Below are 20,395 nucleotides of genomic sequence, written 5' to 3' on the forward strand. Positions count from 1 at the left end.
TCAGTCAACAAGGAAGTACCGATGCTCTCGTTATCCCCCAAGTTAAACTTCGCGACTGCAACGCACTCGATCCGCGCTTTGTTATTGGCCAGCTTCATAATATTTGGAACTGGATGCAACTCGTTCTCCAGTTCGGCGACACTGAACATGGACATCCCTGCGAATTTTAGCGTCACCGCCGAAGCGTACTATCAGCCGTTTTCCCCATATTACTGTTACGCGCCAGAAAACTACGCAAGAGACCCCAACCTTGGAGTCAAAAAATTTAAACAACCTTGGCAACCCACTGCGCAGACCGCCAAGTTCAACGTCAAATTACTTCCCAGCATTGGGGGCTGTCTCACGCTCCTCAGCGAAATCAAAATCTGGATCATGGACATGACCGAGGATCCAGAGAAACTTGGCTTAAGCGCCGTCTGGATACATATTAATGACCTGGCAGATGAACCACTGGACGAGCATGGGTCGAACGAGAACTTGCTTTCAGTCGAGTGTAAATATGCGGACTCCCGGTTAAGTAAAGTCTTCAAATATGAATTGGTATGCAAAGGGCAGAGTACGAACGATGAAATTCTGGGCAGGCTACGAATTGAGCAATTCCAGGATAAGCCATTGCGATTAACAGTTCGGATGACCGAGTAGTCGGCGTGCTGCCCGACGCTTAAGTCCCAATGACTGCCGCAAGCTGGCTAGGCAGCGTGGTCATGTCCGCTATCAAACGCAGTCTGAGCGCGAAGGACTGGGGCACAATGATCAAAGGTCACGGCGGAATCCTCGATTGGATGGACTCGATATGCTTCGCGGCACCGCTCTTCTTTCACCTGACGCGTTACTTCTTCTCCGTCTGATCTAGACGAATGCTCCAACCACAAAAAATGGGCACCCGACCGCAATCGGTGTGCCCATTTCTCATTTGCGGCTCTCCCCGTCATTCAGGGGAGCACGCCGCCATCAAGGATTGACGCTGTCTTTCAACGATTTGCCTGGCTTGAATGCCACGGTGTTGCTGGCCTTGATCTTGACCGGTTCGCCGGTCTGCGGGTTTTTGCCGGTGCGGGCGCCGCGGTGGCGTTGCAGGAAGGTGCCGAAGCCGACCAGCGTCACGCTGTCCTTGCGGTGCAGGGCGCCGGTGATTTCTTCGAGGACGGCGTTGAGGACGCGGTTGGCCTGTTCTTTGGTCAGGTCTGCCTTTTCGGCGATTGCAGCGGCGAGTTCTGGTTTACGCATTAGTGAAGCCCCTTTGACGGTTTTTTGTTGTTATGTCCGTGCTGTTCTCGTTGGAACAGCGCCCAAGGCGCCGCAGGCTCTACTCTGCGGCAGACGGGAGTGAGAATGGCACGCCGCCAACGGCGGCGCCAGTCTCCCCAAGACCTTTGTCGGGGCAAAAGAGCGGTGTTTGCGACAGAACGACCGGCATTTACGCCAGCAGCGGCGGCAGCTGTTTGTTCAGGGCCAGTTTTTCCATGACCGCCCCGCCGGTCAGGGCGTAACCGAGCAACTGACCGTCGGCACCGTGGCACAGCGCTTTGACGTCGGCGCCCTGCCCTTCGACGCTCCAAACGCCTTCGCTGCCCCGTGGCGGCGGCGACACCACCAGCGGGCACACCGGGGTTTTCACGGTGATCGGCATCGGCCCGTAGCTGACCGCGGTCGGGTTACCAGCGAGGGTTTGCGCCAATGCGCGGGCGCAGCTCATCAGCGGCATCACGTAGAGCAGATTGAGCCCGTCGACTTCGGCGCAATCGCCCAGGGCGTAGATGTTGGCGTGGGAGGTTTTCAGGTAACGATCGACCATCACGCCGCGATTGACCTGCACGCCGGCAGCTGCCGCCAGATCGATGCGCGGGCGCAGGCCGATCGCCGAGACCACTACATCGCAGGGGATGATCTGGCCATCGGACAGGTGCGCTTCCAGGCCATCGGCGACTTTCTCCAGGCGGGTCAGCACCGGGCCGAGGTGAAACTTCGCCCCGATACTTTCCAGCCCGGCCTGCACGGCCGCCGCAGCGGCGGGATGCAAGAGCATCGGCATGACCTGTTCGCACGGCGCGACCAGTTGCACTTCGTAGCCGCCGAGGATCAGGTCATTGGCAAATTCACAGCCGATCAGCCCGGCGCCGAGCAACAACACCCGCCGCTTGCCCGCCGCTGCGGCACGGTACCGCGCGTAGTCTTCCAGATCGTTGATCGGGAACACCAGTTCCGCGCCGTCGCCTTCGATCGGCACACGCACGGTTTCCGCGCCCCAGGCCAGAATCAGGTCGCGATAGGACACGGCTTCTTCGCCGATCCACAAGCGTTTGTGGCCAGCGTCGATGCCGCTGATGCGCGTGTGGGTGCGCACTTCGGCCTTCAACTGCTCGGCCATGACGCCGGGCTCGGCCATGCTCAGGCCGTCGGCATCCTTGTTCTTGCCGAAACCGGTGGAGAGCATCGGCTTGGAGTAAGAGCGGCCGTCATCGGCGGTGATCAGCAGCAGCGGGGTTTCGCTGTCGAGCTTGCGAAACTCGCGGGCCAGGTTGTAGCCCGCAAGCCCGGTGCCGATGATGACGACTGGTGCGCTCATGCCTTACTCCTCTGATTTGCTTAGTTGATTTCGATCATTTCGAAGTCCATTTTGCCGACGCCGCAGTCGGGGCACAGCCAGTCTGCCGGTACGTCTTCCCAGCGGGTGCCCGGCGCGATGCCGTCATCCGGCCAGCCATCGGCTTCGTTATAGATCAGGCCACAGACGATACATTGCCACTTCTTCATTCAGGTACTTCCTCAGGGTTCAGGCGTAGTGCCGGCGCGGACGGTCGATGGGTGCTGCGTTGCCATCCGGCTCAGGGCGTTTTGTACTGAGGGTGCCGCGCAGATGCAAGCCTGTTCGGCGCAACGGCGGCCGGCGCCGCTCAATCCTGTCGCCCGCCATGGTAAGCTCGCCGCCTCATTTGCGGCCAATAATGACTCATTGTGCAACATTCAAATGCCTGCCCCGCCCCGCTCTGGCTGACCCAAGACCGCCTGACGCCCCGCCCCGATCCGTTGACCCTCGACTGGTTGTTCGACGAAGGCTCGCTGACCCGCCGTTTGACCCGTTTGTCCGAGGACGGCTTCAGCGTGTCGCCGCTGTTCGAAGGCTGGGACACCTTGCGCGCTGATGAATGCGCGGCACTGGAGCTGGCCGAGGGCAGCGAAGGCTGGGTGCGTGAGGTGTATTTGCGCGGCCACGGCGAGGCCTGGGTGTTTGCCCGCAGCGTTGCCTCGCGGGCGGCCCTGCAAGGCGATGGCTTGCACATGGATGAACTGGGCAGCCGCTCGCTGGGCGAATTGCTGTTTTGTGATCGCGCATTTCAGCGCCGCGCCATTGAAGTCTGCCGCTACCCCGAGCAATGGTTGCCGCCAGTGGTGAAAACCCCTGAGCTGTGGGGCCGGCGTTCGCGTTTCGACCGTGGCGCGCTGAGCGTGCTGGTCGCGGAAATCTTCCTGCCGAGCCTGTGGGACGCCGCCCGCGCCCATCCGGAGAACTGCTGATGTATCAGAGCCTGCTAAAGTCCCTCAACCGTCTGAACCCGCGCGCCTGGGATTTCGTGCAGTTGACGCGCATGGACAAGCCGATCGGTATTTACCTGTTGCTGTGGCCGACGCTGTGGGCGCTGTGGATTGCCGGCAAGGGTTCACCGTCGCTGGCCAACATCGTCATTTTCGTCCTCGGCGTGGTGCTGACCCGCGCCGGCGGCTGCGTGATCAACGACTGGGCCGACCGCAAGGTCGACGGCCACGTCAAACGCACCGCGCAACGGCCGCTCGCCGCTGGCCGGATCAGCTCGAAGGAAGCGCTGGTGTTCTTTGCCGTGCTGATGGGCATCAGTTTTCTGCTGGTGCTGTGCACCAACGCGCCGACGATCTGGCTGTCGCTGGGTGGTCTGGCGCTGGCATTCACTTATCCGTTCATGAAGCGCTACACCTACTACCCGCAAGTGGTGCTGGGCGCGGCGTTTTCCTGGGGCATGCCAATGGCCTTTACCGCTGAGACCGGCGAGTTGCCAGCAGCGGCGTGGTTGCTGTGGATCGCCAATCTGCTGTGGACGGTGGGTTATGACACTTATTACGCGATGACCGATCGGGATGACGACCTGAAGATCGGCGTGAAATCCACGGCGATACTGTTTGGCGAAGCGGATCGGGTGATCATCCTCAGCTTGCAGGCATTGTCGCTGGCCTGCCTGATTCTGGCCGGGTCGAAGTTCGAGCTGGGGATCTGGTTTCACCTCGGTTTGCTGGTGGCTGCGGGATGTTATGCGTGGGAGTTCTGGTACACCCGCGATCGCGACCGCATGCGTTGCTTCAAGGCGTTCTTGCATAACCACTGGGCAGGGTTGGCGATCTTTGTCGGGATCGTGCTGGATTATGCACTGCGCTGATGCATGACACCTGTGGGAGCGAGCCTGCTCGCGAAGGCGTCATGTCAGTCACCTCTGCAATAGCTGACACACCGCTTTTCGCGAGCAGGCTCGCTCCCACAGTCTTGTGCGTCGTGGTTATTTGGCCTTGGCAACTTTCCACGCGCCGTCCATTTTGCCGTCGCCGGTCATGTCGCCGGCCTTCTTGTCCATCACGAAGGTGTACAGCGGCATGCCCTGGTAGGCCCACTGCTTGCTGCCATCATCACGAGTGATTACCGTCCAGTCCCCCATCGACTTGTCATTCGCTGTCGCCATTAGCGGCGGCCAGTTTGCCGCGCACGTGTCATTGCACGCGGACTTGCCAGCGGAGTCCTTGGCGAAGGTGTACAGGGTCATGCCCTTGTGGTCGGTGTACATGCCGTCCTTTTCCATCGCCGGATCGGCCGCCATGGCCAGCCCCGGTAATGTCAGGGCGGCGGCCATCAGCAGGGCTTTGAACGAAGCAGTCATCTGAGTCATGGAAACCTTCTTTTGTGGTTGTCAGGATTCGGACTTGGAGCTTAGTTCAGGATCAGCACAAACGCCGCCACTCTGAAATACTGTCACACGACTGCAATAATTCCGTTATCTAATGCGGCGCAAGACAGTTAAATGACAAGAGGATTAAGGCATGGTTGGCAGGAGCATTCTGATCGTCGACGACGAAGCGCCCATTCGCGAAATGATCGCCGTGGCGTTGGAAATGGCCGGCTATGACTGCCTCGAGGCAGAGAACTCGCAGCAGGCCCACGCCATCATCGTCGACCGCAAACCGGACCTGATCCTGCTCGACTGGATGCTGCCCGGCACCTCGGGCATCGAACTGGCCCGGCGCCTCAAGCGTGACGAGCTGACCGGGGACATCCCGATCATCATGCTCACCGCCAAGGGCGAAGAGGACAACAAGATCCAGGGCCTGGAAGTCGGCGCCGACGATTACATCACCAAACCTTTTTCGCCGCGTGAACTGGTCGCCCGCCTCAAGGCTGTGCTGCGCCGCGCCGGACCGACCGATGGCGAAGCGCCGATCGAAGTCGGCGGCCTGCTGCTCGACCCGATCAGCCACCGCGTGACCATCGACGGCAAACCCGCCGAAATGGGCCCGACCGAATACCGCCTGCTGCAATTCTTCATGACCCATCAGGAACGCGCCTACACCCGTGGCCAGTTGCTCGACCAGGTCTGGGGCGGCAACGTCTATGTCGAAGAGCGCACCGTCGACGTGCACATCCGCCGCCTGCGCAAGGCCCTCGGCGACGCTTACGAAAATCTGGTACAAACCGTGCGCGGCACCGGTTATCGGTTCTCCACAAAAGCATAAAAGCTGCTGCAAGTTTCTAGCTACAAGCGGCAAGTGAAAGCCGATCCGCGTTAGCTTGGTGCTTGCGACTTGAAACTTGAAACTGCGGCTAAGGACGCCTCTGTGAATCAAAACTGGCATGGCACCCTGATTCGCCACATGCTGTTGCTGGTCACCGCCTGCCTGGTGATCGGCCTGATCACCGGCTATTACGGCTGGAGCCTCGCAGCGGGTCTGGGGCTTTATCTGGCCTGGACGCTCAAGCAACTGCTGCGTCTGCACGAATGGCTGCGCCAGCATCAACCCGACGAAGCACCGCCCGATGGCTATGGTCTGTGGGGCGAGGTGTTCGACAGCATCTATCACCTGCAACGCCGCGACCAACGGGTGCGCGGACGTCTGCAAGCGGTGATCGACCGGGTGCAGGAATCCACCGCCGCGCTGAAAGACGCGGTGATCATGCTCGACAGCGACGGCAACCTCGAATGGTGGAACCGCGCCGCCGAAACCCTGCTCGGCCTGAAGACTCCGCAGGACAGCGGCCAACCGGTGACCAACCTGGTGCGCCATCCGCGCTTCAAGGAATACTTCGAGCAGGACAGCTTCGCCGAGCCATTGGAAATCCCTTCGCCGACCAACGATCGCGTGCGCATTCAGCTGTACCTGACCCGCTACGGCAACAATGAACACCTGATGCTGGTGCGCGATGTCACGCGCATTCATCAGCTGGAACAGATGCGCAAGGACTTCATCGCCAACGTCTCCCACGAGCTGCGCACACCGCTGACGGTGATCTGCGGCTATCTGGAAACCCTGCTCGACAATGTCGAGGAAGTGAACCCGCGCTGGAGCCGAGCCCTGCAACAGATGCAACAACAGGGCGGGCGCATGCAGACGCTGCTCAACGACCTGTTGTTGCTGGCGAAACTGGAAGCCACCGACTACCCGTCGGACAACCAGCCGGTGCAGATCGACACGCTACTGCAATCGATCACCAGCGATGCGCAGCAGTTGTCGGGAGCGAAGAACCAGCGCATCAGCCTCGAGGCCAATGCCGGAGTGCTGCTCAAGGGCAGCGAGGCCGAACTACGCAGTGCGTTTTCCAATCTGGTGTTCAACGCGGTCAAGTACACCCCGGCCGAGGGCAACATCCGCATTCGCTGGTGGGGCGACGATCAGGGCGCGCACCTGAGCGTGCAGGATTCCGGCATCGGCATCGACAGCAAACACTTGCCGCGCCTGACTGAACGTTTCTACCGCGTCGACTCCAGCCGCAACTCCAACACCGGCGGCACCGGCCTCGGCCTGGCAATCGTCAAGCACGTGCTGCTGCGCCACCGCGCACGCATGGAGATCAGCAGCGTGCCCGGTCACGGCAGCACCTTCACCTGCCATTTCGCCCCGGCCCAGGTGGCCAGCGCACGGGCGATCAGCGCCACCGAGTGATGCCGCCCGGCACACGCCACTAGGCAATCGCACGGTCAGCCGCTACATTGGCTGACTTGTGCCTGCCTTTCAGGCGCTGTTTCTCCCTACTTTCGAATCACACGGAACCCGCAAAACTCCATCATGGACCCTTCCCCTGGCTTGTCCCTCGCTACCATTTTCGCCGACTTCGGCATGATCCTTTTTGCTCTGATCCTGGTGTTGCTCAACGGCTTTTTCGTTGCGGCGGAATTCGCCATGGTCAAACTGCGCTCGACCCGGGTCGAGGCCATCGCTGAACAACACGGCTGGCGCGGGCACATCCTGCGCACCGTGCACAGTCAGCTCGATGCCTACCTGTCGGCGTGCCAGCTCGGCATCACCCTCGCCTCCCTTGGCTTGGGCTGGGTCGGTGAACCGGCATTTGCGCATATTCTCGAACCGCTGCTGAGCGCGGTCGGCGTCGACTCGCCCGAGATCATTAAAGGCGTGTCGTTCTTCACCGCGTTCTTCATCATTTCGTACCTGCACATCGTGGTCGGCGAGCTGGCGCCCAAGTCGTGGGCGATCCGCAAACCCGAGCTGCTGTCGCTGTGGACGGCGGTGCCGCTGTACCTGTTCTACTGGGCGATGTACCCGGCGATCTACCTGCTCAATGCCAGCGCCAACGCGATTCTGCGTATCGCCGGGCAAGGCGAACCCGGCCCGCACCATGAACACCATTACAGCCGCGAAGAACTGAAACTGATCCTGCACTCCAGCCGTGGCCAGGATCCCAGCGATCAGGGCATGCGCGTATTGGCCTCGGCCGTGGAAATGGGCGAGCTGGAAGTGGTCGACTGGGCCAACTCCCGCGAAGACCTGATCACCCTCGAATTCAATGCGCCGCTGAAGGAAATCCTGGCGATGTTCCGTCGCCACAAGTTCAGCCGTTATCCGGTGTACGACAGCGAGCGCCAGGAGTTCGTCGGCCTGCTGCACATCAAGGATCTGCTGCTGGAACTGGCCGCGCTGGACCACATTCCCGAGTCGTTCAACCTGGCCGAGCTGACCCGCCCGCTGGAGCGCGTATCGCGGCACATGCCGCTGTCGCAACTGCTGGAGCAGTTCCGCAAGGGCGGCTCGCACTTCGCCGTGGTCGAGGAGGCTGACGGCAACATCATCGGCTACCTGACCATGGAAGACGTGCTGGAAGTGCTGGTCGGCGACATTCAGGACGAACACCGCAAGGCAGAGCGCGGCATCCTCGCCTATCAGCCGGGCAAGTTGCTGGTGCGTGGCGATACGCCGTTGTTCAAGGTCGAGCGCCTGCTCGGCATCGATCTGGATCACATCGAAGCGGAAACCCTCGCCGGGCTGGTCTACGAAACCCTGAAACGGGTGCCGGAAGAGGAAGAAGTGCTGGAAGTCGAAGGCCTGCGCATCATCATCAAGAAAATGAAAGGGCCGAAGATTGTCCTGGCCAAGGTGTTGATGCTGGATTGATGGGAGTTTGGGGAGCTCTTGTGGCGAGGGGATTTATCCCCGTTGGACGGCGCAGCCGTCCCAAAACCATTGAATGCAGTCAGTTAGTACAGAGTCGCAATATTTGGGGCCGCTTCGCGGCCCAACGGGGATAAATCCCCTCGCCACAAAAACCCTCAACACCCTATCGCGCCTACTGCTTGCCCAACGCAAAGTTGGGCAACGCCCCCAGCGGCTGGTTGAACTGATAGGGAATCGACACCAGCCCTTCTCCGGTATTGCGCTGCACCACGAAGTGCAGGTGCGGGCCGCTGCTGTTGCCGGTGTTGCCGGACAGCGCCAGCGGGCTGCCGACCTTCACCCGTTGTCCTTCGCGCACACTCACCGAACCCTGTTTCAGATGCAGGTACACGCCCATGGTGCCGTCATCGTGCAGCACCCGGACGAAGTTGCCGGAGGCGTCGGTGCCGCGTCCGCTCTGGGAGTTCTCGGTCTTGACCACCACTCCCGCTCGCGCGGCGATGATCGGCGTGCCCACCGGCATGGCGATGTCCATGGCGTAGCGGTTCTTCGGCCCATAGTGGCTGTACTGGCCGTTGGCGCCCTGACTCAGGCGAAACGGCCCGCCACGCCAGGGCAGCGGATAGCGATAGCTCTGCGCGGTGCCTGCGGGGTCGCCCAGCGAATACTGGAACTGCGGCGAGTACACCAGCGGCTGGTCGCGGCTGATCGCCGTCAGCAGCGCCAGCCGCGTATTGCTGCGCGGTGGCAGCACGCGACGGATCGCCTGCGCTGGCGCGCCACGCACATTGCTCGTGCCGATGAAGGCCAGGGCAACCTCGACCGGCGCGTACAGATCGTTGCGCGCAAACACTACATCAACGCCCTTCTGCTTCTTGATGTCCAGGTACACCTGGCGGTCGAGGCGCTCGACCATGCGATCCTGAAACACGAACACCTTCGCGCCTTTGCTCGGGCGGTCACTGTACGAGACCACGCCATTGGCATCGGTGGATTTGTAGATGGTCATGGCCATCGCCAGCTGGGAGGCCAGGCAGAGACCGCAGAAAAACAGCAGGCGCGCGAGCATGGGCAAAAGTCTGTCGATGGAAGGCCTGGGAATCAGCCTAGCAGCTGAGACAGACCAGGCTAGTCGACAGATGTTTCAAATTGCCCAGCGCGGGAGATGGGTGGTGTTTCGGCTGGCCCCTTCGCGAGCAGGCTCGCTCCCACATTTGGAATGCGTTCCAGGGTGGGAGCGAGCCTGCTCGCGAAGGCGGCCTATCGGGCGACGAAGCTTACGCGCCGGGTACGAAGTGCTTCTGCGCCGTGCCCCGGGCGATCAGGCGCGAGATGTAGTCGAGCTTCTGCGCATCCTGGTCGACGAAGCGGAAGGTCAGTTGCAGCCAGTCGCTGTCGGCTTTCTGCTCGTGGGCGACGATGGCGTGCAGGTAACCATTGAGGCGCGCGATCTCGGCGTTATCGCCCTGCTCCAGATCGAGCACGGCGCTGTCGAGGATCTGCGGCAGGGTTTCGGTGCGCTTCACTACCAGCAGGGCTTCCTTGATGCTCAAGGCCTTGATCACGCATTGCTGATTGCCGCTCGGCAACCGCAGCTGGCCCTGCCCACGACCGCCCACCGGCGCCTTGGATGCACCGGGCGCCTGAACTGGCGGGCTGTTGAGCAAACCGCGCGACGGTGCAGCGGCTGGAGCGGGTGCAGCAGCGGCAGGCCTGGCCGCAGCGCCGCCGACCACGGCAGGCTTGCCGCCGGTCAGGGCGCTCAGGGAATCGTTGCCGAACGCCGAATTCATCTTGGTCGGCGCGCTGTTCATCAAGGTGTCGAGCTTGCCGACCTTGTTCAGTGCCTGCTTGACCTTGGTCAGCAGTTGCTCGTTGGTGAACGGCTTGCTGACGTAGCCGGAAACGCCGGCCTGAATCGCCTGCACGACGTTTTCCTTGTCGCCGCGGCTGGTGACCATGACGAACGGCATGGTCTTGAGGTTGTCCTGCTCGCGGCACCAGGTCAGCAGTTCGAGGCCGGACATTTCCGGCATTTCCCAGTCGCACAGCACCAGGTCGAAAGCCTCTTTGGCCAGCATGGCCTGGGCCTTCTTGCCGTTGATAGCGTCCTCGGTGCGGATCCCCGGGAAGTAATTACGCAGGCACTTTTTCACCAGGTCACGAATGAACGAAGCATCGTCCACGACCAATACACTGATCTTGCTCATCCAACACCCCTATTAAAATCCCGGCAAGCATAACGCTGGCTGATGGCACATTGCCAAAACTCTTCAGTCACGCCGGGACTTTTCGTTCGCGGGTGCTGCTTTTTAATTCGATCTGCCTTGTGAAAAGCACAAACAAAAACGCCCGGCCAGAGGGCCGGGCGCTTTTCTCAGGCAATCTTACTTATCGTCAGCTTCGCCCGGAACATTAGCGGTTTCAGCGCTTGTGCCTTCAACTTCTTCCTTCATGCGCTTGAGGCCCATGTGGCGCACGTCGGTGCCGCGCACCAGGTAGATCACCAGTTCGGAGATGTTGCGCGCATGGTCGCCGATACGCTCCAGCGAACGCAGGACCCAGATGATGCTCAGCACCCGCGAGATAGAGCGCGGGTCTTCCATCATGTAGGTGGCCAGCTCACGCAGGGCGGTTTTGTATTCGCGGTCGATGATCTTGTCGTACTGCGCCACCGACAAAGCCAGATCGGCGTCGAAACGGGCGAACGCGTCCAGCGCATCGCGCACCATGTTGCGTACCTGGTCGCCAATGTGGCGCACCTCGACGTAACCACGCGGCGCTTCGCCTTCTTCGCACAACTGGATGGCACGACGGGCGATCTTGGTGGCTTCATCGCCGATACGCTCGAGGTCAATCACCGACTTGGAAATGCTGATGATCAAACGCAGGTCGGACGCCGCCGGCTGACGACGGGCGAGAATGCGCAGGCATTCTTCGTCGATGTTGCGTTCCATCTGGTTGATCTGGTCATCGATCTCACGGACCTGCTGAGCCAGGCCGGAATCGGCCTCGATCAGCGCGGTCACCGCGTCGTTGACCTGCTTCTCGACCAGCCCGCCCATGGCCAGGAGGTGGCTGCGCACTTCCTCAAGCTCGGCGTTGAACTGCGCAGAGATGTGATGGGTAAGGCCTTCTTTAGAAATCATTATTCGCTCCGCGAAAGTTGCAAGCTTCAAGCTGCAAGCTTCAAGCAGTTATGTGTAAGTCCTGATATCGCACCGCATCTTTCTTGCCGCTTGAAGCTTGAAGCTTGCGGCTGCCCCAATCAGCCATAGCGACCGGTGATGTAGTCTTCGGTCTGCTTCTTCGCCGGATTGGTGAACAGGGTATCGGTATCGCCGAATTCCACCAGTTTGCCCATGTACATGAACGCGGTGTAGTCGGACACCCGTGCCGCCTGTTGCATGTTGTGAGTCACGATGACGATGGTGAACTTGGACTTCAGCTCGTAGATCAGCTCTTCGACTTTCAGCGTCGAGATCGGGTCGAGAGCAGAGCACGGCTCGTCGAGCAGCAACACCTCCGGCTCGACCGCGATGGTGCGGGCGATGACCAGACGCTGTTGCTGACCACCGGACAGGCCGAGGGCCGAGTCGTGCAGGCGATCTTTGACTTCATCCCACAATGCCGCGCCTTTCAACGCCCACTCAACGGCTTCGTCGAGAATGCGTTTCTTGTTGATGCCCTGGATACGCAGACCGTAGACCACGTTTTCGTAAATGGTCTTCGGAAACGGGTTGGGCTTCTGGAACACCATGCCGACGCGACGACGCAGCTCGGCAACGTCTTCGCCCTTGCGATAGATGTTGTTGCCGTACAGGTTGATCGCGCCTTCGACGCGGCAGCCGTCGACCAGATCATTCATCCGGTTGAAGGTACGCAGCAGCGTCGACTTGCCGCAGCCGGACGGGCCGATGAACGCGGTCACGCGCTGCTTGGGGATGTTCATGCTGACGTCGAACAGTGCCTGTTTCTCGCCGTAGTACAGGCTCAGGCCCGGCACTTCGATGGCAACGGTTTCCTGCGCCAGGTCCAGGCTCTGCTTGTCGCGGCCCAGGGCAGACATGTTGATGCCGTGGCTGTGTGTTTCGTGCTGCATGGGGTTCTCACTCCGTTCGTAGCTGCAAGCTTCAAGCTGCAAGCTGCAAGTTTTGAGCAAAGCGGCGAGCAGCACTTTCTTGCCGCTTGTAGCTTGCCGCTTGTGGCTTATCGGTTAGCTATCCAGTGCTTTGTATTTTTCACGCAGGTGGTTGCGGATATACACCGCCGACAGGTTCAGCGTTGCGATCACCAGCACCAGCAGCAGCGCGGTGGCGTACACCAGCGGGCGGGCTGCTTCGACGTTGGGGCTTTGGAAGCCGACGTCATAGATGTGGAAGCCCAGGTGCATGATTTTCTGGTCCAGGTGCAGGTACGGGTAGTTGCCGTCCACCGGCAGCGACGGCGCCAGCTTCACCACCCCCACCAGCATCAGCGGCGCCACTTCACCGGCGGCACGGGCCACGGCGAGGATCATGCCGGTCATCATGGCCGGGCTGGCCATCGGGATAACGATTTTCCACAGCGTTTCCGCTTTGGTCGCGCCGAGGGCCAACGAACCTTCACGCACAGTGCGGGGAATCCGCGCCAGACCTTCTTCGGTCGCCACAATCACCACCGGTACCGCCAGCAGAGCGAGGGTCAGCGAAGCCCAAAGCAGGCCCGGCGTACCGAAGGTCGGCGCCGGCAGTGCCTCGGGGAAGAACAAGCGGTCCACCGAACCACCCAGCACGTAGACGAAGAAGCCCAGACCGAACACGCCGTAGACGATCGCCGGTACGCCGGCGAGGTTGTTCACCGCGATGCGGATGATCCGGGTCAGAGTGTTCTGCTTGGCGTATTCGCGCAGGTACACCGCCGCCAGCACGCCGAACGGGGTGACGATCATCGCCATGATCAGGGTCATCATCACGGTGCCGAAGATCGCCGGGAAGATCCCGCCTTCGGTGTTCGCTTCACGCGGGTCGTCGGAGAGAAATTCCCAGATCTTGCTGAAGTAGAAACCGACTTTGGTCAGCGTGCTCATCGCGTTCGGCTGGTAGGCGTGCACGACTTTGCCCAGACCGATTTCGATTTCCTTGCCGTTGGCATCGCGAGCAGTCAGCGCATCGCGGTTGAACTGAGCATGCAAATCAGACAAACGTGCTTCGATGTCCTTGTAGCGCGCATCCAGCTCGGCGCGCTCGGACTCCATGTCCGCTTGTGCGGTGGCGTCGAGCTTGCCTTCCAGCTCGAGTTTGCGGCCATGCAGACGGATGCGTTCGAGGCCGGCGTTGATCGCGCCGATGTCGGTTTTTTCCAGCGTCTTCAGTTGAGCCGCGAGATCGTTCACACGGTCGATGCGCGCTTGCAGTTCAGGCCATGCGGCCTCGCCCTCGGCGATGACCTTGCCGTCCTGTTTGACGTTGACCAGGTAACCGTAGAAGTTACCCCATTCACGACGCTCGATCGCCATCAACTCCGGCGGCGTGGTCTGCTTGGTCAGCCACTCGCCGACGATCCACGTGAAGTCGTTGCCGTTCAGGTCACGGTTGCCTACCTTGATCAGCTCGCGGGTCATGAATTCCGGACCTTCGTCAGGCACTGGCAAACCGGCGCTCTTCAGACGTGCGCGCGGCACTTCTTCTTTCTGCACCACTTCGCCGATCACCAGGTGATTGGCCTGGCCCGGCACGTCGTAATGCGCGTGGATCAGATCCGCCGGCCAGAAGTGACCGAGACCGCGCACGGCAATCACCGCCAACAGGCCAATGGTCATGATGACCGCGATGGACACCGCGCCACCGCTGATCCAGACGCCCGGGGCGCCGCTCTTGAACCATCCTTTCAGGGAGTTCTGTTTCACAGACTTCTACCTTTGCTTAAAGCGACGAGTATTTCTTGCGCAGACGCTGACGAATCAGTTCTGCCAGGGTGTTCATGACGAAGGTGAACAGCAGCAGCACCAGCGCCGAGAGGAACAGCACGCGGTAGTGGCTGCCACCGACCTCCGACTCGGGCATTTCCACCGCGACGTTGGCGGCCAGGGTGCGCAGGCCTTCGAACAGGTTCATCTCCATGACCGGGGTGTTGCCGGTGGCCATCAGCACGATCATGGTTTCGCCGACCGCACGGCCCATGCCGATCATCAGCGCCGAGAAAATCCCCGGGCTGGCGGTCAGGATCACCACGCGGGTCATGGTCTGCCACGGCGTCGCACCGAGGGCCAGCGAACCCAGGGTCAGGCCGCGCGGCACGCTGAACACGGCGTCTTCGGCGATCGAGTAGATGTTCGGGATCACCGCGAAACCCATGGCCAGACCGACCACCAGAGCGTTGCGCTGGTCGTAGGTGATGCCCAGGTCGTGGGAGATCCACATGCGCATGTCGCCACCGAAGAACCAGTTCTCCATGAACGGACTCATGTACAGCGACAGCCAGCCCACAAACAGGATCACCGGAATCAGCAGCGCACTTTCCCAACCGTCCGGGACTTTCAGGCGGATCGATTCAGGCAGACGACTGAAGGTGAAACCGGCGACCAGAATGCCGATCGGCAGCAACATCAGCAGACTGAAGATGCCCGGCAGATGGCCCTCTACGTATGGCGCGAGGAACAGACCGGCGAAGAAACCGAGGATCACCGTCGGCATCGCTTCCATCAACTCGATCACCGGTTTGACCTTGCGGCGCATGCCGGGGGCCATGAAGTACGCGGTGTAGATCGCCGCAGCGACGGCCAGTGGCGCGGCCAGCAGCATGGCGTAGAACGCGGCTTTCAGGGTGCCGAAGGTCAGCGGCGAGAGGCTCAGTTTCGGTTCGAAATCGGTGTTGGCGGCGGTCGATTGCCAGACGTATTTAGGCTCGTCGTAGTTCTCGTACCAGACCTTGCTCCACAGCGCGCTCCACGATACTTCCGGGTGCGGGTTGTCGAGCAGCAGCGGTTGCAGCTTGCCGCCGGCTTCGACGATCACCCGGTTGGCGCGTGGCGACAGACCGAACAAGCCCTGGCCTTCAACCACCTGATCGACCAGCAACGTACGGTGCGCGGTGCTGTGGAACACGCCGAGCTTGCCGCTGGCATCGAGGGCGAGGAAACCTTTGCGGCGTTCTTCGGCAGCGATTTCAACGATCGGCGTGGTGCCCATCTGGAAGGTGCGGATCTGCTTCAGACGCTGCTCGCCATCGGTATCGCGGGCCATGAACCACTGGGCCAGACCGCCCTTGGAATCGCCGATGATCAGCGAGATACCGCCGACCAGCTGCGCGGTGGCGGTGACTTGGGCGTCAGCGTTTTCCAGCAGTTTGTAGCGCCCGTTGAGGCTCTTGTCGCGCAGGCTGAATACGTCGGCCTGAGCACGACCGTTGACCACGTACAGCCACTGCTGGCGCGGGTCGACGAAGATGTTTTTCACCGGCTCGGTCATTTGCGGCAGATCGATGCGCGTCTGCTCGTTGGTGACTTCGCCGGTCATCATGTTTTCTTCGCTGGTCAGCGACAGCACATTGAGTTGCGAGCCGGTGGAGCCGACCAGCATCAGCGTCGAATCGGTGGCGTTGAGGCTGACATGCTCCAGCGCGCCGCCGCTTTCGTTCAGTGCGATCGGTGCCTCGCCATAGGGATATTCGATGGCCGGGCTGATGGTTTTCTTGCCATCGGGGTAGCTGACTTTATAGGTGTGACGGAACACCAGCGCCTGACCGTTGGACAGACCCACGGCCACCAGCGGATGACCCGGCTGGTCTTCGCCAATAGACGTCACGGTGGCGCCCGCAGGCAGCGGCAGATCGACACGCCTCAATTCAGCGCCACTGTCGAGATCGAAGAACAGCGCCTGGCCCTTGTCGGACACACGCATGGCTACCTGATTCTGCTCTTCGAGCGAGATCATCAGCGGCTTGCCGGCGTCCTGCATCCAGGCCGGGGTGATCGAGTCTTTCGCGGTCAGGTCGGCACCTTGAAACAGGGGCGCAACAACGTAAGCGAGGAAGAAGAAGATCAGGGTGATGGCCGCGAGCACCGCCAGGCCGCCGACGAGGACGTACCAACGGGTGAAGCGATCCTTGAGCGCGCGAATGCGGCGCTTGCGTTGCAGCTCAGGCGTATTGAAATCAATGCGCTTGGGGGGGGAAGTCGTAGTCATTGGGGAATTGGCCAGATCATTCATGCGCACACCCTAGCGATCCTGTATGACAGAAAGATGACAATGCAGTGACGCAGCAAATCCGCCACCAGCGGAGACTGGAGGAGGAATCGAGAATTCGAGTTGTGGAGCCTGTGTAGGAGCTGACGAGGGAACCGAGGCTGCGATCGTTTGATCTTGCGGTCAGAGGCCAGATCAAAAGATCGCAGCCTCGTTTTACTCGACAGCTCCTACAGGGGTTCCTGCAGATCCGGGGGTTAGCCCGGATCTACGGGGTTACTTCTTGGCGACAGCGCCGCCTTCCTGCAGACCGAGGTCAGCCAGTGCTTTGGCAGCAACCTTGGCTGGCAGCGGGATGTAACCGTCTTTCACTACCACTTCCTGGCCCTGCTTCGACAGCACCAGCTTCACGAACTCGGCTTCCAGCGGGGCCAGAGGCTTGTTCGGGGCTTTGTTGACGTAGACGTAGAGGAAGCGCGACAGCGGATACTTGCCGTTCAGGGCGTTTTCTTCGGTGTCTTCGATGAACTCGCCGCCTTCTTTCTTGGCCAGGGCGACGGTTTTCACGCTGGCGGTCTTGTAGCCGATGCCCGAGTAGCCGACGCCGTTAAGCGAGCTGCTGATCGACTGCACCACCGACGCCGAACCTGGTTGTTCGTTGACGTTTGGCTTGTAGTCGCCTTTGCACAGGGCTTCTTCCTTGAAGTAGCCGTAGGTGCCGGACACCGAGTTACGGCCGAACAGCTGGACTGGCTTGTTGGCCAGGTCGCCAGTCACGCCCAGGTCGCCCCAGGTCTTGACGTCAGCTTTGGCACCGCACAGGCGCGTCGAGGAGAAGATCGCATCGACTTGGGCCATGGTCAGGTGCTTGATCGGGTTGTCCTTGTGCACGAACACGGCCAGGGCATCCACGGCAACCGGAATCGCCGTCGGCTTGTAGCCGTACTTCTGTTCGAAAGCCTGCAGCTCGTTGTCCTTCATCTTGCGGCTCATCGGGCCCAGGTTGGCGGTGCCTTCGGTGAGTGCAGGTGGCGCGGTGGAGGAACCGGCAGCCTGAATCTGGATATTGACGTTCGGGTATTCTTTTTTGTAGTTCTCAGCCCACAGGGTCATGAGGTTGGCCAGGGTATCGGAACCGACGCTGGACAGGTTGCCCGACACACCAGTGGTCTTGGTGTAGCTCGGGATAGCAGGGTCAACAGCGGCGAACGCGTTGGCAGTCGCAACGCCAGCAGCGACAAAAGTCATTGCCGCCATCAAACGCTTCAGTTTCATGCCTTACTCCTAGCAGATAGGGTGTGTTAAGTCGGGGCCAAGTATCAGCAGGCCGTGTGAACACTCTATGGCTGAAATATGACAATTGGATGAAAGGCCAGCATCCGGCTTTTACTGGATGATTTTTGGTGCCCCCATTCGCGAGCAGGCTCGCTCCCACAATTGAAATGCATTCCAACTGTGGGAGCGAGCCTGCTCGCGAAGTGGCCGGTATTGGTGGAGTAGATCCTGGGCTTTAGCGCCCCTTCTTCCACAGCCACGCCCCGACCACAATCCCCATCCCGCACAGCACCGCAACATAGTAAGCCGGCCCCATCGCGCTTTCCTTCAGCAGCAGGCTCACCACCATCGGGGTCAAGCCACCGAAGATCGCGTACGCGACGTTGTAGGAAAACGACAGGCCACTGAAGCGAACCACCGGCGGGAACGCTTTGACCATCACGTACGGCACCGCGCCGATGGTACCGACCAGCAAACCGGTCAGTGCGTACAGCGGGAACAGCCAGTCCGGGTGGTCGGCGAGGCTGTGGTAGAAGGTCCAGGAGCTGATCAGCAGGCCCAGGCAACCGAACACGAATACACGGCCGGCGCCGAAGCGATCGGCCAGCGCGCCGGCACCAATGCAGCCGAGGCTGAGGAACACGATGGCCAGGCTGTTGGCTTGCAGCGCCGTGGTCGGCGAGAAGTGGTAGACCGTTTGCAGCACGGTCGGTGTCATCAGAATCACTACGACGACGCCGGCCGACAGCAACCAGGTCAGCAGCATCGAAATGGCGATGGCACCGCGATGATCACGCAGCACCGCGCGCAACGGCACTTCTTCGGCCAGAGCCTTGCGCAATTGAAGTTCGGCGAACACCGGTGTCTCGTGCAGCCAGCGGCGCAGGTACACCGAGAACAGGCCGAACACGCCGCCGAGCAGGAACGGGATCCGCCAGGCGTAATCCGACACTTCGGCTGGCGTATAAATGCTGTTGATCGCCGTGGCGACCAGCGAGCCGAGGAGGATGCCGGCAGTCAGGCCGCTGGTGAGCGTGCCGCAGGCATAACCGATGTGCTTTTGCGGTACGTGTTCGGAAACGAATACCCACGCCCCCGGCACCTCACCGCCAATCGCCGCACCCTGGATCACCCGCATCAGCAGCAGCAGGATCGGCGCCCAGATGCCGATCTGCGCGTAGGTCGGCAGCAGGCCCATGATCAGCGTCGGCACGGCCATCATGAAAATGCTCAGGGTGAACATCTTCTTGCGCCCCAGCAGGTCACCGAAGTGCGCCATGACGATGCCGCCCAGCGGCCGCGCCAGATAGCCGGCGGCGAAGATGCCGAACGTCTGCATCAAGCGCAGCCACTCTGGCATGTCGGCCGGGAAGAACAGCTTGCCGACGACGGTGGCGAAGAACACGAAGATGATGAAATCGTAGAACTCCAGCGCCCCGCCGAGGGCGGACAGCGACAGAGTCTTGTAGTCATTGCGGGTCAACGGTCGTGCGGGTTGCTCGGGCTGCGCGAGGCTCGAAGGCGCTGTGGTCATGGCAAGGGCTTCTCTTATAGTCGAATCTGTCGCCACAACAACGCTGGCGGTGGCTTGGACAGGTTCGGCACCATAGCAAATTGTTCGAAAAAGCACATAGAGGCGCGTAATTGACGGTCGAAATCAGAACCGGGTGGTCGTCGCGGGGTCTATCGACCGATATACTCGCCACCTGCGCAGGATTTGTAAGAGATTGCTGTGCGAAAACGTTGTTGGCCCGTCCTTTGCTCGGGATTTAGCCTTTTTCGCAGAGTTTCCCTTTAGGCGCCTGATGGAAAACGTGACGAACGCAGTGTGTTCGGTGTTGAATCGTTTTTCTTGAAGACGGCTACCACTCGCAATACCCACGAAGAGTCATGGGTCAGAGGCCCCTCGGCATGATAGAGCTCGAACAAGAAGATCCGATCCCACAGGGCGACCTGGCCCTGCAAATCACCGCACTTCCCCGCGAAACCAACGGCTTTGGCGATATTTTCGGCGGCTGGCTGGTCGCGCAGATGGATCTGGCCGGCACTGCCATGGCCAGCCGGGTGGCCGGCGGCCGCGTTGCCACTGTCGCCATCGACCGCATGGCGTTTCTCGTCCCGGTCGCGGTCGGCGCGCAGTTGTCCTTTTATACCCAGACCCTGGAAATCGGCCGCAGCTCGATCCAGATGATGGTCGAAGTGTGGAGCGATGACCCACTCTCCAGCGAATGGCGCAAGGTCACCGAAGCGGTTTTCGTCTTCGTCGCCATCGACGGCAGCGGTCGCACCCGCTCGGTGCCGCCACGCGCACGTTAAAC

Annotated in this window: 19 protein-coding genes and 1 pseudogene; 8 read left to right on the forward strand and 12 right to left on the reverse strand. The window is 60.8% G+C overall.

Annotation, left to right across the window (positions count from 1 at the left end; translation table 11 throughout):
• The first annotated feature begins 21 nt into the window (after nucleotides 1-21).
• Nucleotides 22-642: a hypothetical protein gene (locus PS14A_RS25110; protein ID WP_130910094.1), complete on the forward strand. Its 621-nt coding sequence runs from the start codon at nucleotides 22-24 to the stop codon at nucleotides 640-642.
• Nucleotides 643-686: 44 nt separating this feature from the next.
• Nucleotides 687-848: pseudogene (locus PS14A_RS25115) on the forward strand (phosphatidate cytidylyltransferase); the annotation flags it as partial.
• Nucleotides 849-951: 103 nt separating this feature from the next.
• Here the strand turns inward: PS14A_RS25115 and PS14A_RS25120 are convergent.
• The 3 genes from PS14A_RS25120 to PS14A_RS25130 form a co-directional block, all read right to left on the reverse strand.
• Complete coding sequence (locus tag PS14A_RS25120; protein ID WP_003213368.1) at nucleotides 952-1,227, reverse strand: HU family DNA-binding protein; 276 nt, start codon at nucleotides 1,225-1,227, stop codon at nucleotides 952-954.
• A gap of 190 nt (nucleotides 1,228-1,417) precedes the next feature.
• A complete protein-coding gene (locus PS14A_RS25125; protein ID WP_212617451.1) occupies nucleotides 1,418-2,566 on the reverse strand; it encodes an FAD-dependent oxidoreductase in 1,149 nt (382 codons plus the stop codon).
• A gap of 20 nt (nucleotides 2,567-2,586) precedes the next feature.
• Entirely contained in the window at nucleotides 2,587-2,754 is a 168-nt protein-coding gene (locus PS14A_RS25130) for a rubredoxin (RefSeq protein WP_003177199.1), read from the reverse strand.
• Between the two features lie 201 nt (nucleotides 2,755-2,955).
• On the opposite strand from PS14A_RS25130, the gene PS14A_RS25135 reads away from it, so the two are divergent.
• Together PS14A_RS25135 and ubiA are read left to right on the forward strand one after the other, a co-directional pair.
• On the forward strand, nucleotides 2,956-3,516 hold the full coding sequence (locus PS14A_RS25135; protein WP_212617452.1) for a chorismate lyase: 561 nt from the start codon (nucleotides 2,956-2,958) through the stop codon (nucleotides 3,514-3,516).
• Nucleotides 3,516-4,406 carry a 4-hydroxybenzoate octaprenyltransferase gene (ubiA, locus tag PS14A_RS25140; RefSeq protein WP_212617453.1) on the forward strand — a complete coding sequence of 297 codons (891 nt, stop codon included), beginning with the start codon at nucleotides 3,516-3,518 and terminating at the stop codon, nucleotides 4,404-4,406. Before PS14A_RS25135 ends, ubiA begins: the two co-directional genes overlap by 1 nt.
• A gap of 117 nt (nucleotides 4,407-4,523) precedes the next feature.
• On the opposite strand, the gene PS14A_RS25145 is transcribed toward ubiA, so the two are convergent.
• Nucleotides 4,524-4,907, reverse strand: a complete 384-nt coding sequence (locus PS14A_RS25145; RefSeq protein ID WP_130910098.1) for a hypothetical protein — start codon at nucleotides 4,905-4,907, stop codon at nucleotides 4,524-4,526.
• A 151-nt stretch (nucleotides 4,908-5,058) separates the two neighbouring features.
• Here PS14A_RS25145 and phoB point away from each other — a divergent pair, with 151 nt between their 5' ends.
• From phoB to PS14A_RS25160, 3 genes are all read left to right on the forward strand, one after another.
• Entirely contained in the window at nucleotides 5,059-5,748 is a 690-nt protein-coding gene (phoB, locus tag PS14A_RS25150; protein WP_007896474.1) for a phosphate regulon transcriptional regulator PhoB, read from the forward strand.
• Between the two features lie 138 nt (nucleotides 5,749-5,886).
• On the forward strand, nucleotides 5,887-7,173 hold the full coding sequence (phoR, locus tag PS14A_RS25155; RefSeq protein ID WP_221264854.1) for a phosphate regulon sensor histidine kinase PhoR: 1,287 nt from the start codon (nucleotides 5,887-5,889) through the stop codon (nucleotides 7,171-7,173).
• Between the two features lie 123 nt (nucleotides 7,174-7,296).
• Nucleotides 7,297-8,637, forward strand: a complete 1,341-nt coding sequence (locus tag PS14A_RS25160; protein WP_016772486.1) for a hemolysin family protein — start codon at nucleotides 7,297-7,299, stop codon at nucleotides 8,635-8,637.
• Nucleotides 8,638-8,809: 172 nt separating this feature from the next.
• Here PS14A_RS25160 and PS14A_RS25165 read toward each other — a convergent pair whose 3' ends face one another.
• The 8 genes from PS14A_RS25165 to PS14A_RS25200 form a co-directional block, all read right to left on the reverse strand.
• Nucleotides 8,810-9,706 (reverse strand): M23 family metallopeptidase, encoded by an 897-nt coding sequence (locus PS14A_RS25165; protein WP_122506249.1) that lies wholly within the window; start codon nucleotides 9,704-9,706, stop codon nucleotides 8,810-8,812.
• 208 nt (nucleotides 9,707-9,914) lie between these two features.
• Nucleotides 9,915-10,847, reverse strand: a complete 933-nt coding sequence (locus tag PS14A_RS25170; protein WP_130910101.1) for a response regulator — start codon at nucleotides 10,845-10,847, stop codon at nucleotides 9,915-9,917.
• Between the two features lie 177 nt (nucleotides 10,848-11,024).
• Entirely contained in the window at nucleotides 11,025-11,786 is a 762-nt protein-coding gene (gene phoU / locus PS14A_RS25175) for a phosphate signaling complex protein PhoU (protein WP_016772483.1), read from the reverse strand.
• A gap of 119 nt (nucleotides 11,787-11,905) precedes the next feature.
• A complete protein-coding gene (gene pstB, locus PS14A_RS25180; protein WP_016772482.1) occupies nucleotides 11,906-12,739 on the reverse strand; it encodes a phosphate ABC transporter ATP-binding protein PstB in 834 nt (277 codons plus the stop codon).
• 114 nt (nucleotides 12,740-12,853) lie between these two features.
• Nucleotides 12,854-14,524, reverse strand: a complete 1,671-nt coding sequence (gene pstA, locus PS14A_RS25185) for a phosphate ABC transporter permease PstA (protein ID WP_212617454.1) — start codon at nucleotides 14,522-14,524, stop codon at nucleotides 12,854-12,856.
• Between the two features lie 16 nt (nucleotides 14,525-14,540).
• The gene (locus PS14A_RS25190) at nucleotides 14,541-16,826 is read right to left on the reverse strand and encodes an ABC transporter permease subunit (RefSeq protein ID WP_212617455.1); all 2,286 of its coding nucleotides are present in this window, start codon (nucleotides 16,824-16,826) and stop codon (nucleotides 14,541-14,543) included.
• A gap of 252 nt (nucleotides 16,827-17,078) precedes the next feature.
• Nucleotides 17,079-18,077 (reverse strand): phosphate ABC transporter substrate-binding protein PstS, encoded by a 999-nt coding sequence (locus PS14A_RS25195; protein ID WP_016772480.1) that lies wholly within the window; start codon nucleotides 18,075-18,077, stop codon nucleotides 17,079-17,081.
• A gap of 235 nt (nucleotides 18,078-18,312) precedes the next feature.
• A complete protein-coding gene (locus PS14A_RS25200; RefSeq protein WP_073470879.1) occupies nucleotides 18,313-19,611 on the reverse strand; it encodes an MFS transporter in 1,299 nt (432 codons plus the stop codon).
• A gap of 377 nt (nucleotides 19,612-19,988) precedes the next feature.
• Between PS14A_RS25200 and PS14A_RS25205 the strand changes: the two genes are divergently transcribed.
• A complete protein-coding gene (locus PS14A_RS25205; protein WP_003229628.1) occupies nucleotides 19,989-20,393 on the forward strand; it encodes an acyl-CoA thioesterase in 405 nt (134 codons plus the stop codon).
• Nucleotides 20,394-20,395 lie beyond the last annotated feature (2 nt).

Origin of the sequence: Pseudomonas sp. 14A (genome assembly GCF_018132745.1) — a bacterium.
Taxonomy (GTDB): domain Bacteria; phylum Pseudomonadota; class Gammaproteobacteria; order Pseudomonadales; family Pseudomonadaceae; genus Aquipseudomonas; species Aquipseudomonas mercuritolerans.

What these genes read in the sequence shown, in the direction of transcription:
- PS14A_RS25125 (WP_212617451.1), bottom strand. Translation starts at nt 2,566, where the DNA reads ATGAGCGCACCAGTCGTCATCATCGGCACCGGGCTTGCGGGCTACAAC.
- pstB (WP_016772482.1), bottom strand. Translation starts at nt 12,739, where the DNA reads ATGCAGCACGAAACACACAGCCACGGCATCAACATGTCTGCCCTGGGC.
- PS14A_RS25195 (WP_016772480.1), bottom strand. Translation starts at nt 18,077, where the DNA reads ATGAAACTGAAGCGTTTGATGGCGGCAATGACTTTTGTCGCTGCTGGC.
- PS14A_RS25120 (WP_003213368.1), bottom strand. Translation starts at nt 1,227, where the DNA reads ATGCGTAAACCAGAACTCGCCGCTGCAATCGCCGAAAAGGCAGACCTG.
- PS14A_RS25145 (WP_130910098.1), bottom strand. Translation starts at nt 4,907, where the DNA reads ATGACTCAGATGACTGCTTCGTTCAAAGCCCTGCTGATGGCCGCCGCC.
- PS14A_RS25190 (WP_212617455.1), bottom strand. Translation starts at nt 16,826, where the DNA reads ATGAATGATCTGGCCAATTCCCCAATGACTACGACTTCCCCCCCCAAG.
- ubiA (WP_212617453.1), top strand. Translation starts at nt 3,516, where the DNA reads ATGTATCAGAGCCTGCTAAAGTCCCTCAACCGTCTGAACCCGCGCGCC.
- phoR (WP_221264854.1), top strand. Translation starts at nt 5,887, where the DNA reads ATGCTGTTGCTGGTCACCGCCTGCCTGGTGATCGGCCTGATCACCGGC.
- PS14A_RS25200 (WP_073470879.1), bottom strand. Translation starts at nt 19,611, where the DNA reads ATGACCACAGCGCCTTCGAGCCTCGCGCAGCCCGAGCAACCCGCACGA.
- PS14A_RS25130 (WP_003177199.1), bottom strand. Translation starts at nt 2,754, where the DNA reads ATGAAGAAGTGGCAATGTATCGTCTGTGGCCTGATCTATAACGAAGCC.
- PS14A_RS25205 (WP_003229628.1), top strand. Translation starts at nt 19,989, where the DNA reads ATGATAGAGCTCGAACAAGAAGATCCGATCCCACAGGGCGACCTGGCC.
- PS14A_RS25110 (WP_130910094.1), top strand. Translation starts at nt 22, where the DNA reads ATGCTCTCGTTATCCCCCAAGTTAAACTTCGCGACTGCAACGCACTCG.
- phoB (WP_007896474.1), top strand. Translation starts at nt 5,059, where the DNA reads ATGGTTGGCAGGAGCATTCTGATCGTCGACGACGAAGCGCCCATTCGC.
- PS14A_RS25165 (WP_122506249.1), bottom strand. Translation starts at nt 9,706, where the DNA reads ATGCTCGCGCGCCTGCTGTTTTTCTGCGGTCTCTGCCTGGCCTCCCAG.
- PS14A_RS25170 (WP_130910101.1), bottom strand. Translation starts at nt 10,847, where the DNA reads ATGAGCAAGATCAGTGTATTGGTCGTGGACGATGCTTCGTTCATTCGT.
- PS14A_RS25160 (WP_016772486.1), top strand. Translation starts at nt 7,297, where the DNA reads ATGGACCCTTCCCCTGGCTTGTCCCTCGCTACCATTTTCGCCGACTTC.
- phoU (WP_016772483.1), bottom strand. Translation starts at nt 11,786, where the DNA reads ATGATTTCTAAAGAAGGCCTTACCCATCACATCTCTGCGCAGTTCAAC.